Origin of the sequence: Anaerorhabdus furcosa, assembly GCF_900167375.1 — a bacterium.
Taxonomy (GTDB): Bacteria; Bacillota_I; Bacilli_A; order Erysipelotrichales; family Erysipelotrichaceae; genus Anaerorhabdus; species Anaerorhabdus furcosa.
The window spans coordinates 105,194-121,814 of the sequence record NZ_FUWY01000001.1 but is presented as its reverse complement, the minus strand read 5'-3'; the positions used below and the strand labels follow the sequence as shown (position 1 = coordinate 121,814).

The following is a 16,621-nucleotide window of genomic DNA, read 5'->3' as shown; positions in this document are numbered from 1 at the left end:
CGTAATTCAAGAGACAGTTAATCGTCTTTTATTTAAGTATAATTTGGATAATAAGTATAAAGATTACTTTTCTTGAAAATAAGTGAATTGGATAACATAATGAAAATATAAGCTGCTGAAATGATCAGCACTAGAAAGGCTTTACTATCTGAAGCAAGTCCAACGAGGGAAAGTATGAAACGATTTTTTGCTATCATAACAACAATGGCAATGTGTATATCTACATCGACTGTCATTGCAGAAACAACACCAGAACCAGTAACATCACCTGAAGTTACAGAGATTCCAACTGAAACACCAGAGGTAAGCACAAGCCCTGAAATAACACCAACACCTGGTGATTTTTCTACGCCTGATGCTACGGTTACACCTGACGTCACAGCAACGCCTGAAATAACAACAAGTCCTGAAGTGACAACAACTCCATCACCAACACCAACGGATGATGTATCAAGTAGAATTACTGAACTTCAAAAGAAGATAAAAGATCTTAAGATGTTTTATGATGATATAGCTATTAATCCTATTTCTATTAATACAGATGGGACATTAATAGATGAAACACAACGAAATACATTTAATGAAGAATTTGATTTAATTATGGCTATGGTTGATGAAATAGCTACAATTGATAACACTGTCTATGATCAAATGGAGAATAACCCAGATTTTGTATTCTTAATGACAATATACCAATCCACAAACTCTATGCAAGTGGCAGCTTTATTATTGACGGCTCCATCAGTTGATACATTAAGTAAAATTGTTTATGGAAATGGTAATCCGTTAGTTATTGTTAGTAATGGATCTGGCGGAACTGATGTTTATTGGGATAAAAATGGAAATGGACTAGTCGATGATTCAGTTGCTGCATTGGCATCAGGTGATTTATCGGGGTATGACATCTATGGTGGTGGAAACCTTAATTTAATTACGGGTGATACATTAGTTACTATGACGGGTGGAACTGTTAATAACATTTATGGGGGAGGCAATATTGCTTCTGTGAGTGGGAATTTGATTATTAATATTTCTGGTGGAACAGTTCTATCAGGCGTTTTTGGTGGGGGTAAGGGCGCACTTGCTACTGGGACTAATGCAACAATAAATATTAGTGGTAGTGCTAATTTAAATACTGTTTATGGTGGTGGAGCTAGTTCTTCTTTATCAAATTCCGAAACAATCAATATGACTGGAGGAACAGTTCAATGGATTTATGGAGGAAATTATACAGGAATTACAACAGCACGAATCAATATAAATATAAGTGGAGGAACAGTAGTAAATACTGTTACTGCTAATGGTAATTTATCATTAGGTACGGGAACAAAAATATTAAGAATTAGTGGTAATCCTGTAATTGGTGATAAAACATCAAAAGGTATTGATCTTGCTAGCTTATCGGACTCTCGCTTTATGGTAAATAAGGCACTAACAGGTAATATGGCAGATATTACAATTATCAATACAATTACTATTTCTGATACAGTAATAGCAACTGCATCAGATGGAGTAACAATAGATCCTAGTAAATTTATTACTACAAATAAATATGGATTAAGTGTTAAGGAAAAAGATTTAATTATAAAAAGAGCACAAGTTACAATAGGATTATCTTCTTCGAGTAGTAATATCACAGAAAAAAATAACTTTAGTTTAAGTGCAATTTTAAATATTGATTGGAAAGGTACACTAGTTCCAGCAGCCAATTATTCATTACCAAGTACAATCACAATTACTGTTGGTGGGATTACTTTACCATCAACAAGTTACAGTTATAATTCAACCACTGGAAGTTTAACTATATTTGGTGGAGCAATAACAGGGAATATTTTAATTACAGCAGTAGGTGTGTCAACTACGTACTCTGTTGTTTATAATGCGAATAATGGAACAGGTAGCATTCCAGCAACACAAAGCTATCAAAAAAGTAGCACAGTGAATGTAGCTTTTACACCATTACCTACATTAAATTTCTATTCATTTACTGGATGGTCATTAGTGAATAAAGGAATAAATGGAACTCCGGATTATACACAAAGTGGAGCAAATAGTTTTACAATTAGTAATAATGTAACGCTATATGCAACATGGCAAAGTGGAACAGTAAAATTACTAAATCAATCAGTCAATGGAATAAATGCTACTGCAAAATTCGAAGTAAATTTTGTTGGTGCTCCTAGTGGAGTATCTCAATATGGTATTACTATCAATGGAACGTATTATGCAATGGATGCAAACTCATTAGTTGATAGTGGAAATGGGAGAGGAAGTTATACAGTAACAGTGACAACATTAACTGCATCAGATACATTCACAGTAAATGCTAACATCAATAATCAACTCTTAACTGATTATGCTACAACGGTTACTATGCCTGCATATGATCCTTCTAACATCCAATTTAACGGCTTGAATTATACCCTTTCACCAGTATTTGCGGGGTTAAGTATAAGCTATGATAATGGAAATACATGGACTTCAATGACAAGTCAAAATGTTATAAATGGAACTTTTCAAATACCATTAAACTTTACTGGTTCTTCGGTATGGATTTATAGACCAGGGAATGGAGTGATTCCAGATAGTACGATAAGAAAGATTAATTTATCGAAAGCTAGTGTACCTACAGTAACGGTTAATCAACCAACAACTGTAAGTGGCAAAGGATCGATTAAAAATATTAACGCAAATGTCATGTATAGTTTAGATGCTGGTGTAACATGGCTAGGATCAGTAACAGAGTTAGAAAATTTAGCTCAAGGTACTACGGTTTTGTTGAGAACTAATGGAGGCGCCAATATGCTTTGCAGTGATCCAATAACTGTAAGTATCAATACTGTGTTAGCTATGGATGCGCAAACTTATACAATAACTCCATATACTGGCACTTATGATGGGCAAACTCATAATGCAATCAATATAACAAGTACAATACCAGGGGCAGTTATTCAATATGGTACAAGTCCAAGTAATCTTTCACCAACTATTCCACAAATAAAAGATGTGGGAACCGTAAAGGTTTACTATAGTATTAGCGCAGCAGGGTATGAAACAATACAAAGCTCAGTGGCAGTGAATGCGACTGTATCAGCAAAAGAATTAACAGCAACTTATCAGGGAGAAACAATTGTTTATGGAGGGTTACCAACCTTACAAGTTAATGTGACTGGATTTGTAAATGGCGAAAATGCAACAACCGATAACACATATATTAATCCAATAGTAATAAATACAAACACAAATGCAGGTGTTTATACATTGACACCAAGTGGAGGAAATCCAGGTAAGAATTATGTATTTGCATACACTTCTGGATCATTAACTATTCAAAAAGGTAGTCTTCATGTCAATATTCAAGGTTATTCAGGTATCTATGATGGATTAGCACATGGACCAATAATTAACAACAACGATGCAGAGCAAATTAGATATACTGTTAATAATTTTGATATGGGAACAACTGTTCCAGTATTCAAAAATGTAGGAACGTATACAGTGCAATATGTTGCTAGTAGAAATAATTATGTTGATAAAACGGGAGAATTTCAAGTTGTAATTACACCGAAAGATATTAGTGTTACTGTTCAATCCATCAATTCCAAAACATATGATGGAACAACATCAAGTAGTGGTGTTCTTAATATAGAAGGAATAATTGGAAACGATAATGTCAGTGCAAATGGAACATTTGAATTTACAGATAAAAATAGTGAAAATAACAAAATAGTAAATATCACAAATATTCGTTTATCAGGAAGTGATGTAGCAAATTATAATTGTTTGACGACATCATTAACAGGTAATGCTAATATTAAACCTATTGTTGTAGGTATTACGTGGACTAATACAAATACAAGATCTTATGATGGCATAGCAAGTAATGTAAGTGCTTCTATTTCAAATGCAATTTCAGGAGAATCTCCAGCCCTTACTATAAGTGGAAATGCAGCAACTAATACAGGCATTCATACAGCGATGATAACAGGAGTAAATGATAGCAATTACACATTGACTGGGGCTTCTAATTTAAGTCAACGGTATACTATTTCACCAAGAGAGATTACTATTGCTTGGAGTAATAATTCAACTAAAGTATATGATGGTATCTCCAGCAATGTTACCGCAACAATTACGAATTTAGTTGATAGTGATGAATGTAATTTATTAATATCGAATAATACACAAACCAATGCAGGTATTCATACAGCGACAATCACTGGTTTAGCAGGAAATAAAAGCGATAATTATAAACTACCAACGATTGGTTTGACAACCACATATACAATAACTAAAGCGTCATTAACGGCATCATTTGATAGTAAAACAATAACTTATGGAACTACGCCGAATTTAGAATTGAATGTGAGTGGTTTTGTAAATAATGAAACGATATTGAATGCTAGTAATTATGTATCTCCAACAGTAACGATCAGTCCTAACTTTGATAATCAAAGTATGCCAAGTGTTGGGATATATAACATTACTCCTGTAGGAGGTAGTGCAGATAATTATTCATTTATTCATATTTCAGGATCATTAACAATTAACAAAGCGGATTTAACAATACATTCAACAGGGTTTAATGGAACATATGATGCGAAGAGTCATGGTGTATCAGTGACAAGTGATCAAGAAGGGGCTACCATTCTATATGGTGAAACTGCAGGAAATTACACACTTAATCAATCGCCACAATATACAAATGTGGGAAGTTATACAGTTTATTACAAAGTAAGCAAACCAAATTACAATGATTATATTGGTAGTGAAACTGTAGTAATCAATAAGAAAACAGTTACTCCAATTATCCTAAGTGTAAATGATAAAGTCTATGATGGAACTACTACTGCAAATGGAGTACTTAAATTAAGTGGTGTTGAAGATGTGGATGCCTCATCAGTAACAGCAACAGGTACATTTACATTTTCAAATAAAGATGCAGGACAAAATAAAAAAGTAAATGTAGCCAACATTGCATTTAATACACCAAATTCAAACTATCAATTGAGTGTAGCACAATTAAATGATATAGAGACTACTGCTACTATAACCAAGGCAGTTTTAACAGCAACATATAATGCAACGATAGAGTATAATGCTACACCTCCAACAACTGTGATAGTGAGTGGTTTCGTGCATAATGAAAATGCAGAGAATGCTACTGATTATAATGCCCCAACAGTAACGATTAATCAGACTAATCACGGTACTTACACAATAACACCAACTGGTGGAAGTGCCTTGAATTATAGTTTTAATAATATTCCAGGAACATTAACGATATTACCAGAAAATGTATCAGTGACTGTTAATAATTATGTAGGTGTTTATGATGGAGAATATCATTCAGGTTCTGTTATTGTAACGAGTATTGATGATGAATATGAATATACATATAGTGAAACACAAGATGGTATTTATACTTCAACTGTACCAAAATATAAGAATGTAGGTAATCATCAAATCTGGTATAAAATTAGCGATATCAAAGATTTTGATGAAGAAGATTTAACAGGTTCGATTACTGTTACCATTACCAAAAGAGTAGTCAGCGCAACTATAAATCATGTAGATGATAAAGTTTATGATAAACAAACTAATACTACTGGAACATTGAAGTTTGATGATAGTGTAGCACAAGGTGATGATTTAACTGCAATTGGACAGTTTGCATTTACGGATAAAAATGTTGGAGATGATAAAGCTGTTCTTGTTACAAATATTCAACTCACATCTGATTCGCAAAACAATTATGAACTAGATGACACATTTATAAATGAAACAAGTACTACCGCTAAAATAAAACCAAAACCAATAACATTAACATGGTCAGGTTTAAATCCAAGAATTTATGATGGTAAGAGTAGTAATGTATCAGCGATTGCAAATGGATTGTATGAAGGTGATACGATAACTATCAATGTAAGTAATGGAAATAACATCAATGTTCTTCGTAATCCAGATTCAAAAGTGGTTACAAATTATACCGCAACTGCAACTCTTTCTGGAAATGATAACTATATCATCGAATCAAATCATGAAACTGAAGACTATACAATCATTCCTGCAGAGCTTCAAGCAAAATATAGTGGAGAGAATATTGTTTATGGTCAAACTCCACAATTAGCAATTAACGTCACAGGTTTTGTCAATAATGAAGATGCAGCAATCCAAGGTTATGTTGCACCAGTTGCAAGTGTTACATCAACATTGAATGACTTAAATAAACCTAATGTAGGTAGGTATGAAGTTGTTGGAAAAAATGGAAGTGCAAACAATTATGATTTTATTTATACTTCAGGTGTTTTAGTAGTTAACCCAATTGACATAGATCTTCAAATCAATGGATATGAAGGTATTTATGATGGAGAAAAACATGAACTTGATATTGTGAAGAAAGATTCAGATGTAACGATAGAATATCGTTTATCTGAAAGTGATCCATGGGTTAGTGATGAATTTGAATTTGCTGATGTTGGAACATATGAAATATCATATGTCGCAAAGCAACCAAATCATAACGATAAGATGGGTATTGCAACGATTAAAATATTACCTAAAGAAATTGAAGCTACAGCAGATTCTATTAATAGTAAGGTTTATGATGGAGCAGTAAATACTACAGGCACATTGAAACTAATAGGTGTTCTTTCTAAAGATGAAGCAGATATTCGTGTTGAAGGAGCAATTGAATTTGTTGACAAGAATGTTTCAACAAATAAGAATGTGAATTTAAAAAATTTAGTTTTAAGTGGTAATCAATCATCAAATTATGTATTAGAAGAAACAAATAAGAATGATGTGGCTACAACCGCAAGTATTACTCCTCTTGAAGTTTCGTTGGTTTGGAGTAATTATACTAGTCGAATTTATGATCAAAGTTCAAGTAATGTAATGGCTAGTATAGATAATCAAATTGCAAATGATGATATTGAAGTTGTGGTAACCAATGGTAATAGAATCCATGCTGGAACATACAAAGCGATTGCAGTAGATTTAGATGGAGATGATAGTAATAATTATGTGCTACCATCAAATCCGAATCAAGAATATACAATAGTACCAAAAGAGTTAACCTTATCTTGGGAAAATACAGAGAATTTAATTTATAACGGATTAGAAAAAAATGTAGTAGCAGATGTAACAGGTGTAATAACAAATGACACAGTCAACGTAACAACCAAAGATGGAAATCAAGTTCATGCAGGAATTTACAGTGCTAGTGCAAGTATTGATAACCAAGACTATAAATTACCAACAGCAAATACAAAAACTTACACAATTGGTAAAGCACCTTTGCAAGCAAAATATGATGGCGAAACAATTACTTATGGAAATAATCCAACATTCCATATAACTGTTACAGGATTTGTAAATGGTGAAGAACCAGGATCAAATGATGAAGATAAGCGGCCATTAGATTACTTACAACCTGTTATCATAAATAACAACACAAACGTTGGAACTTATGTGCTTACCCCTCAAGATGGAAGTGCAGCGGATTATGAATTTACTTATCAAAGTGGTAATCTCGTTATTCAAAACGCAACATTATCAGTATTAATTACTGGCTATAACGATGTTTATACAGGTGAGAATCATGGACTAAATACTCAAATACCATCTGATGCACTGATTATGTATGGTACTACAGATGGAACTTATGATTTAGTAGATTCTCCAACTTTGAAAAATGCTGGTTCAATTACAGTGTATTACAAAGTGACTAAAAACAATTATGAAGATTTAATGGGAAGTGCAGTGATAACTGTTGGAAGGAAAACAGTAAACCCTACTGTATTCACTGTTGATGATAAAACATATGATGGCTCAACTACTACAAAGGGTTCTATATCTTTAACAGGAGTAGTTTCAGTGGATGAAGTTAAGGCATCAGGAGTAATTAACTTTGCAGATAAAAATGCGGGTGAAAATAAAACAGTTCATGTAAATAATATTCAATTAAATGGTGTTGATAAAGATAACTATACATTGAGTACCACGGAATTATTAAATCAAGTTTCAACAGCACAAATTCATAAGAAAGAAATTTCGTTGTTATGGAATAATAATGAAAGTCTATCATATGATGGAACAGAACATCAATTTACTCCTACATCAATAGATTTTGTAGAATCTAATGATGCATATCTTGAAGTGTTAGGTGATAAAGGAACTCATTCTGGATCTTACAATGTAATTGTGAATGATATTAAAGGGAATGATAAAGATAATTATGATTTACCAGCGAGTACAGTGAAAAACTATACAATTGCAAAAGCAGTTCTAAACGCAAACTATATTAATGAAACTGTAGTGTTCAATGGAACTCCAAAATTTGAAGTAAGTGTAAGTGGTTTTGTGAATAATGAGACACCATCAACTATCAATGGTTATGTGAAACCAACTGTTTCAATTAATGATTGGAATGCAGGAATGACATATCAATTAACTCCTTCTGGTGGAAATCCAGGAAATGATTATTCATTTGCTTATGGAACAGGTGTATTAACCGTTACATACGCTAACATGAATGATGCGGTAGAAGGAAAAGATGTTGAAGTAAAATATGATGGAAACTCACATACTATAGATATTTTAGCACCTGAAGATAGTACAATAACTAGAGCTTATTATACTGAACCAGGAACTTATTCAATCAATTGGAAAGTAGAGAAAGAGGATTATGAACCAGTAATTGGAACAAATACGTTAACAATCTTAGCGAATACGCCAACACCGACAGTAATCCCAACAACAGAACCAACATCAACACCAACACCAAATCCTACTTTAGCACCAACAAAAAAACCAACAGTAACACCATCGGGAAGTACTGCAACACCTACAACTACACCGAATGCAAGTAATAAAACACGTATGGGTTCAATACAAGGAGGTGCATTCTATTTCAATGATCCAAATCAAGTAATTGAAGTAAAAGATGATTTGAAAATCGAATTGGATCAAGGCGAGATTATGTTACTGATGAATCGTGGTAATTTGAAGAATACATCAATAGACAATGGTGAAGATTTGATTAATGATTTATTTAGTCAAGAACAATTAAATAAAATTGCAAAAGGCTCGAAAGCTGAAGTCATGATTGAAATTGAAGCAAAGGATTACCAAGAAGTAGAAATGATGCAAAATTTCAATAATCAGTTGCAAGAAGAAGATATGGAAATATGCAATGTCTTGGAAGTTGAATTCAATGTTCGACTTGACGATGAAGAGTGGCAATCAGTTACAAGTTTTAATGATCAATATTCCATTAATCTACAGATTGATATTTCAAAGATATTACCTAGTTATGAAGAATTTAGAATATGGAAAATTAATGACTCATCATTAATTGAACTAACTCAGTTTAAACAAACCGATGATATAATTGAGCTTAAGATTAATGAACCAATGACAATTCTCTTTACATGCGATACCAATTTAATCGTTAAAGAAGAGAAATCAACGATAGACTATTCTTGGATATTAATTCCAATTGGGATTATTATCATTGGAGGAGTAATTGTTCTTATAGCTAAGAGAAGAAAATCTAATTAGCTTAATTATAAAAAGTGCTATTAAATTTTAAGAGCCTATATCCATTGGATATAGGCTTTCTTTTACCAGAACAAAGACAAGGTAATCATACTTATAAAAAAGGTAGTTTATCTTCTCTAACTACTTAGAACATGGTGAGAGAATTAAAGGGTAGTTCACATATACTTTGGCATCTAGTGTAGAGGAAGCCAAAATAAATTACACTTGTTTTTGAAGATAAAGATACACATCCAGTGTTGGGTTGTTTTGTAAGGATACGTTAATTGAAATTATCGGAGGTATATTAATAAATCACGTTTCAATTTACCCAAAAAGAAGATGTAAACTAAAGCAGTTAAGAGGAAAAGATAGTACTAACTTCCAGTACTGTTTTTTAATAAAAATTATAAAAAAATTAGAAAATCACCTTGTTTCGATTTAGAAAATATGCTAGAATACAAAAGCAGTAAGTTGCTATGCAGATGTAGTTCAATGGTAGAACGCGACCTTGCCAAGGTCGACACGAGGGTTCGATTCCCTTCATCTGCTCCATTTATCAAATAAACCGAATTATCGGTTTTTTTTATGTGTTTTTAGGGAAAAGTACTATTGATGCAATAAAATGATGCGTTTATGGATTTATAACCATGATATAACCGCTTTGATACATACTAATACCATGAGGTAAAGATTATGAAGAAATTGTTGGTAGTATTATTTTTGGTTATTGGAGCAATGTTTTCAACAATATCTCCACTAGCTGAAGAAAAAGCAGAGGTTGTTGAGATTGAAGATGAACAAACACCAGAAGCTTATCGTAGAAAGAATGAACAAGATTTAATCGTGAAGTTTGCGATTTTTAGTGGCTTTGTAATTGTCGTTGGGGCAATCGTAATAAGTTATCGTAATAAAAAGGCATTTAACCTTTATGCTACAGAAATGAATGATGATGGAAGCTTTACAATTACAGTTCGGAGTAGAGAAATTAAAAAAATGATACAGAATCCAGATGATGTTCATGTCATCATTCGCAGAGGAAGTTGCATCTTTCTTAAAAAACTAGACTTTTCTAACACCAAATTGACTAAAAATGATGACTTGTTTGTTGCGGTTGTAAACCGTAAGAGTATTATTGAATTTATCTATAAAGATGAATCATTAGTAGTTGATGGAGAAAAAATTCAGTCGTCTACTGTAAAATAAAGAAAAGGCGCTGCATTTGTAGCGCCTTTATACATAGTATTATAACAGAAAATTGTTTATAATTAGTAATATAGGTGGTGCCATGAAGTTAATTAAATGTTTGGTGACTTTACTCTTATTATTAGTTGGATGTTCACAAACTAACCCAAGTAATGACAAAGCTAAATATCCAATTATCGAGCAATCAGAAGAAGTAAAAATCCCTACTCAAGAAGATATTAAAATACCAGAATCTCCTGGTATTTTGGTAATGGAAAATGATTTAGTTAGTATCGATTATTCGAATTCAAACCTAGGGTACATCATGGTAAAGACTCTAAAAGATGATCATAAGCGAATAAAAGTACAAATTATAAAAGATGATGAAACCTACAATTATGATCTATCAAAAGATAATGAATACATTTCCTACCCATTAAATATGGGAGATGGAAAATATGATATTCAGGTTAGAGAGAGTGTTAAAGATAATACGTATGCATTTGTTTTAGGACAAGAAATTGATGTTAAACTGGATGATCCTAACTATCCTTATCTCTATCCAAATCAGATTATTGACTATGATTTACAAACTGCTGCAATAAGTAAGTCATTTGAACTTTGTGAAGGTGCGACAACTGAACTAGAGCGAGTTTATCGCATTTACACTTGGATTGTAGAAAATATTGATTATGATTGGGATAAAGTTGAAGAAGTCCAAAATAAGTTTGTTGTTCCAATTATCGATGAAACATTGGAGATCAAATCAGGAATTTGTTTCGATTATGCAGCACTCATGACGTGTATGTTGCGTGTACAGCAAATCCCAACAAAATTAATTACAGGGTATGTTGAAGAAGGATATCATGCGTGGGTGGAAGTATACATTCATGATGTGGGGTGGGTAGATCCCAATATTTACTTTAATTCAGAAGAATGGAAGTTAATGGATCCAACATTTGCAGCTGCAGAACAAAACTACAAAGGCTCTTATGAGTCGAAATATAATTATTGAGGAGGAAGTCATATGATTACATACCATGAAACATCATTATTTTGTGAACAATTAAGTATGATTTTAGATTCGGGATTGACACTTCAAGAAGGTTTAGAAGCAGTAGTTGAAGAAATTGATAATCATGAATTTAAACAAGCTGTATTAAAGATGAAAGAAGAGATATCTGTTGGAGAGAGTTTCTACCATGCTGCAAACTCAGTAGGAATCTTTGATTCATATTTTTTAGAAATGATCCAAGTTGGGGAGAAAACAGGATATTTAGATCAAGTTATGAATCAATGTGCTATCTATTATAATCGAATTGATTCAATGCAAAATAAAGTGAAAGATGCACTGTTTTATCCAACTATTTTATTAGTCATGATGATTTTACTAATGGGAATCTTGGTTATTAAAATATTACCTATCTTCAGAGAAGTGCTCAACAGTATGGGTGTTGACTTATCCGCTACCTCATTAGTTCTAATGCAAGTCGGTCAGTTTTTAGCTCAGTATGGTTTTATTGCACTCTTAATTGTTGTGGTAATTATTTTCATTGTCTATTTATATTACAAAGTAAAATTCAAAAATAATGCGATTACAGAATTCTTAACTGCTTTTCCACTTACGAAAAAATTAATGATTAACATAGAAACAAGCAAAGTGGCTTTTGCACTTAGTCTATTGATAAATAGTGGAATGAACTTGAAAGAATCCTTTGCATCTTTACATAATCTTATTCATCAATCAGATATGATAAAGAAAATTAATGAATGTAGTAAACTGATTGAAGAGGGTCAAGATACAATGGATGTAATTGTTAACTCAACTATTCTAAAACCGGTATACACGAAAATGCTTCGTTTGGGGTTAAAGTCTGGTAAATTAGATGAAACTATGTCAAAGGTAGCTAGAGAATATGAAATAGAATCTTCAAATTCGATTAATAAATTCTTAAATGCGATTGAACCAATCATGATGATGAGTTGTGTATTCATTGTAGGAATTATCTTATTATCAGTTATGTTACCATTAATGAGTATCATGAGTAGTTTGGGGTAATTATGATTAAGAAGAGAAGAGAAGTAAGTCGTATTCTCTACTTGGTAATATTCTTTGTTGTTGCGGGATGGATGATTATTTCATTAACACAACTACAAAGTAAGTTGAATCAAGAAGGAGCCAAACGATTAGAAGAAGCATTGGGACGAGCTGCTATTTCGTGCTATAGCATGGAGGGAATTTATCCATCATCATTAGAGTATTTGCAACAAAATTATGGAGTCTACATTGATGAGCAAAAATACCACGTATTTTACGAAGTAATTGGAGAGAACATCAAACCAGAAATAAAAGTATATCAAAGGTAAAAATATGAAAAAAACAAAAGTTATTGAAATTCTATGGACTTTAACTTTACTTGCATGTGTTGTTGTAAGTTGTTTTTACTTGCTCTTATTAGGTGGGAAATGTTATCAGTCAGTTATCAACAATACAAATCAAGCGGAGGATCAAAGAATTCCAATTTCATTCATTGCCACTTCCATAAGACAATCAAATAAAAATCAAGTGAGTATTCAAAAAGTTGGTGGTGTAGAGTGTTTAGTCATCTCCTATGATGATTATTCAAAATATATTTACGCTTATCAAGGGGAATTAAAAGAGATGGTTTCATTACCTGATACTGAGTTTAAATTGGCAAGTGGTGAATTGATTGCGAGTGTAGATTCTATTGATTTTGAGTTAATAGACAATGAATTAAATTATCAAATTAATATAAATAATCAAAGTTATGATATGAAGATCGTGATGAGGTAAATATGAAAGTTGAAAGAAAATCAAAATTTTATATATTCTTAATTGAAATTTTGTGGGGAATTCTTTTCTTTGCGCTTTCAAGTATTGTTTGTGTTAATTTTTTTGTTAAGAGTAATCAATATTCACAAGAAACAATTCAAAAAAACAAGGCAATGTTAATTGGTGAAAGTGTTGCGGAATCAATGAAAAAGTATGATGGTAACCTTGAAGGATACAATAAGATTGCTGAAAACCAATATATGACCAACATAGATGATTATGTGGTTCAAGTTACATCAGAAAATCTTGAATTAGATTATATGATGCATCATATTCAAATTTCATACTATGAGAATGTATTGATTGAATTTGATGTTATGTCAGGAGGTAACTAAAATGCGTAATTCGAAGAACTTTGGGTTATCTGTAGGTTATTCATCAATTTTAATCGTATTTGTTATTTTAGTATTTGTATCTTTTTCTACTCTTAGTTATAAACAAGCTGAAACAAGTTTAAACCGTGTAAATAAATCGATAGCGATTTTAACAGAGAATTATGATGCGGATACAAAAGCAATGGAAGTTCGCTATGAGATTGATCAAATACTAGCAAGGTCAAATAGCATGGATGAAGCAAAAATAATACTAACAAATACATTGGATAATATAAATTTATTGGATAATACGGTCGATTATACTATAATGATAAATGATAATGCTCGTCTTGAAGTAAAATTGAATTTAAATGTAGAAGAGATGAATAGTGAAATTCTATCATGGATAGTGGTTACTAATAATGAGGGTGATTATTCACAAAAAGGTTTTAATTTCTAATGGGAGGAATGCTATGTTGATTCAAGAGATTCTTCAAAAAGCTGTAGAAAAAAATGTATCGGATATTTTTATCATTGCGGGAAGCCCAATATCATTTAAAATAAATGGTAGTGTGACACAAATGGACACAAATGTAATACGTCCAGATGAGGCGCGTACAATTATTGATGAAATCTATAGTCTAAATAAGAATAGATCGTTTGATCGTGTAAATGAAATGGGTGATGACGATTTCTCTTTTTCTATTTCTGGCTTAGGAAGATTTAGAGCAAGTGTCTATTTTCAACGTGGATCACTATCTGCAGTGCTAAGATTTGTAAAACCAGATTTACCAAATCCTGCGGAATTATCAATTCCAAGTACGGTGATTCAATTTTCAAAATTGCTAAAAGGTTTGGTTCTAGTTACAGGTAGTGCGGGCTGTGGAAAATCAACAACGCTTGCTTGTATAATTGATGAAATAAATAAAACAAGAAAAGCACATATTGTTACAATCGAAGATCCTATTGAATATTTACATCGACATAAACAATCAATTGTTTCACAAAGAGAAATTGGAAATGATGCAAGAGATTATGCTCAAGCACTTCGAGCAACATTGCGTCAAGCTCCAGATGTAATCTTGGTTGGAGAAATGCGAGATTATGAAACAATAAAAATTGCATTATCAGCAGCAGAAACTGGACATTTAGTGCTATCAACACTCCATACATTAGGGGCGGCTGAAACAATAAATCGTATTATTGATGTTTTTCCACCAGAACAACAACGACAAATTCAAATTCAACTTTCTACTGTGTTACAAGCAATTGTTTCTCAACAATTATTACCAACAGTAAATGATGAATTAATTCCAGCTTTTGAAATCTTACTATCAAGTAATGCAATACGAACCCAAATAAGAGATGGTAAGACCTATCAAATCGACAATTATATTGCAACTGGAAAACAAGATGGAATGATATCCATGGATGAATCAATTTATACGTTATTTAAGGAAGGTAAGATCTCTAAAGAAACTGCGATAACTTATGCAGTGAATACTGAAATTATGGAGAAGAAGATAGGTAAGTTATGAATACAATAGAATTTAAAACATTGGGGAAATTCTATATCGAAATATCAGGGAGTACGATCGATGCTGCTGATGTATTGGGTAGACAACTATCAAGCTTATTAGCCTATTTTGTATATCATAGAAATCGCATTATATCGAAAGATATGTTAATTGATTCATTTTGGCCAGAAAGTGAAAACCCAAATAGTGCTATTAAATATGCGATATTTAGATTAAGAAATGAATTGGCAAAAATATGTGAGTATGATTGGATTATTACTTCTAAAATGGGATATATGTTGAATCCTGCTTTAGAGGTAAAAGTTGATTTGGATGCTTATGAAAATGATTATAAAAAGATTACTGAATCTAGAGATTTAAGCTTATTAGGAAATGTTGATGCAAATTATGGACAATTTCTTGCAGAATTTAGTGATGAATGGATTTTATCAATTCGTGAATACTTTAATGAACTATTCAATAAGATGATTGTTACTGTTTGTTCAGACGAACTTGAAAAGAAAGACCCAGATTATAAAACATTAATTGAAGTTTGTAGAAAATCATTAGATAAAGATCCTTTCTCGGAAACTCTTATTTTATATTATTGTAAAGCATTGATTGAAACTAGAGAATATAACAAGGCACTTACTTACTTTGAAAAGATGTCTAGAAAATTCAATGAAGAACTAGGTATCCCATTAGGTGATAACATTCGCAGCTTGTTTATGGGAGATCAACAAACTGCAAAAGCAGTACATATTGAAGAAATTCCGAAGGAATTTGAAGAAGATCTTATTGCAAATGGACCATTATTTTGTTCGCAACTTACATTTAAAAAGTTATATCAAGTCTATGTAAGAAAATCTAGAAGAGATAAAGCAAATTATCACATTATAGTATTTGAACTAAAAGATATTAAGGGAAAACAAACTCATCTTCATGAAACTTTTGAAAATGTTATATTGGATACTTTAAGACGAACTGATATTTATACAAGTTTTGTAACAAATAACTTTGGTTTATTAGTGGAAGTTAAGAATTTAGAAGATATATTTGTCGTAATTGATCGTATTCAAAAGAAATTTTATAGTAAGGTGCCAAGTAAAAATGCTAGAGTTTATTACTATGAAAAATCATTGAATGCTGTAGATGATGTAAATCATTTACCAACAATTGAAACACATGAATAGACACAAAAAAGGTGTCTA

The 16,621-nt window shown here is 32.0% G+C and carries 10 protein-coding genes and 1 tRNA gene; all 11 read left to right on the top strand.

Annotated features, from left to right (window positions below; translation table 11 throughout):
- Positions 1–174: 174 nt before the first annotated feature.
- The 11 genes from B5D14_RS12335 (at position 175) to B5D14_RS00535 (ending at position 16,603) form a co-directional block, all read left to right on the top strand.
- Positions 175–9,564, top strand: a complete 9,390-nt coding sequence (locus tag B5D14_RS12335; protein WP_078710647.1) for a beta strand repeat-containing protein — start codon at positions 175–177, stop codon at positions 9,562–9,564.
- Between the two features lie 457 nt (positions 9,565–10,021).
- Positions 10,022–10,095: transfer RNA gene (locus tag B5D14_RS00580), tRNA-Gly, on the top strand.
- Between the two features lie 141 nt (positions 10,096–10,236).
- On the top strand, positions 10,237–10,746 hold the full coding sequence (locus tag B5D14_RS00575) for a hypothetical protein (protein ID WP_078710646.1): 510 nt from the start codon (positions 10,237–10,239) through the stop codon (positions 10,744–10,746).
- An 82-nt stretch (positions 10,747–10,828) separates the two neighbouring features.
- Positions 10,829–11,740, top strand: coding sequence for a transglutaminase family protein (locus tag B5D14_RS00570; RefSeq protein ID WP_078710645.1), 912 nt, complete (start codon positions 10,829–10,831; stop codon positions 11,738–11,740).
- A gap of 12 nt (positions 11,741–11,752) precedes the next feature.
- Positions 11,753–12,784, top strand: coding sequence for a type II secretion system F family protein (locus tag B5D14_RS00565; protein ID WP_078710644.1), 1,032 nt, complete (start codon positions 11,753–11,755; stop codon positions 12,782–12,784).
- A gap of 2 nt (positions 12,785–12,786) precedes the next feature.
- Complete coding sequence (locus B5D14_RS00560; RefSeq protein ID WP_078710643.1) at positions 12,787–13,092, top strand: hypothetical protein; 306 nt, start codon at positions 12,787–12,789, stop codon at positions 13,090–13,092.
- A 4-nt stretch (positions 13,093–13,096) separates the two neighbouring features.
- A complete protein-coding gene (locus B5D14_RS00555; protein ID WP_078710642.1) occupies positions 13,097–13,540 on the top strand; it encodes a DUF4860 domain-containing protein in 444 nt (147 codons plus the stop codon).
- Between the two features lie 2 nt (positions 13,541–13,542).
- Positions 13,543–13,914 (top strand): hypothetical protein, encoded by a 372-nt coding sequence (locus B5D14_RS00550; protein WP_078710641.1) that lies wholly within the window; start codon positions 13,543–13,545, stop codon positions 13,912–13,914.
- A 1-nt stretch (position 13,915) separates the two neighbouring features.
- Entirely contained in the window at positions 13,916–14,353 is a 438-nt protein-coding gene (locus tag B5D14_RS00545; protein WP_078710640.1) for a hypothetical protein, read from the top strand.
- A 13-nt stretch (positions 14,354–14,366) separates the two neighbouring features.
- Positions 14,367–15,431, top strand: coding sequence for a type IV pilus twitching motility protein PilT (locus tag B5D14_RS00540; protein WP_078710639.1), 1,065 nt, complete (start codon positions 14,367–14,369; stop codon positions 15,429–15,431).
- Positions 15,428–16,603 (top strand): AfsR/SARP family transcriptional regulator, encoded by a 1,176-nt coding sequence (locus B5D14_RS00535; RefSeq protein ID WP_078710638.1) that lies wholly within the window; start codon positions 15,428–15,430, stop codon positions 16,601–16,603. Before B5D14_RS00540 ends, B5D14_RS00535 begins: the two co-directional genes overlap by 4 nt.
- The last annotated feature ends 18 nt before the right edge of the window (positions 16,604–16,621 follow it).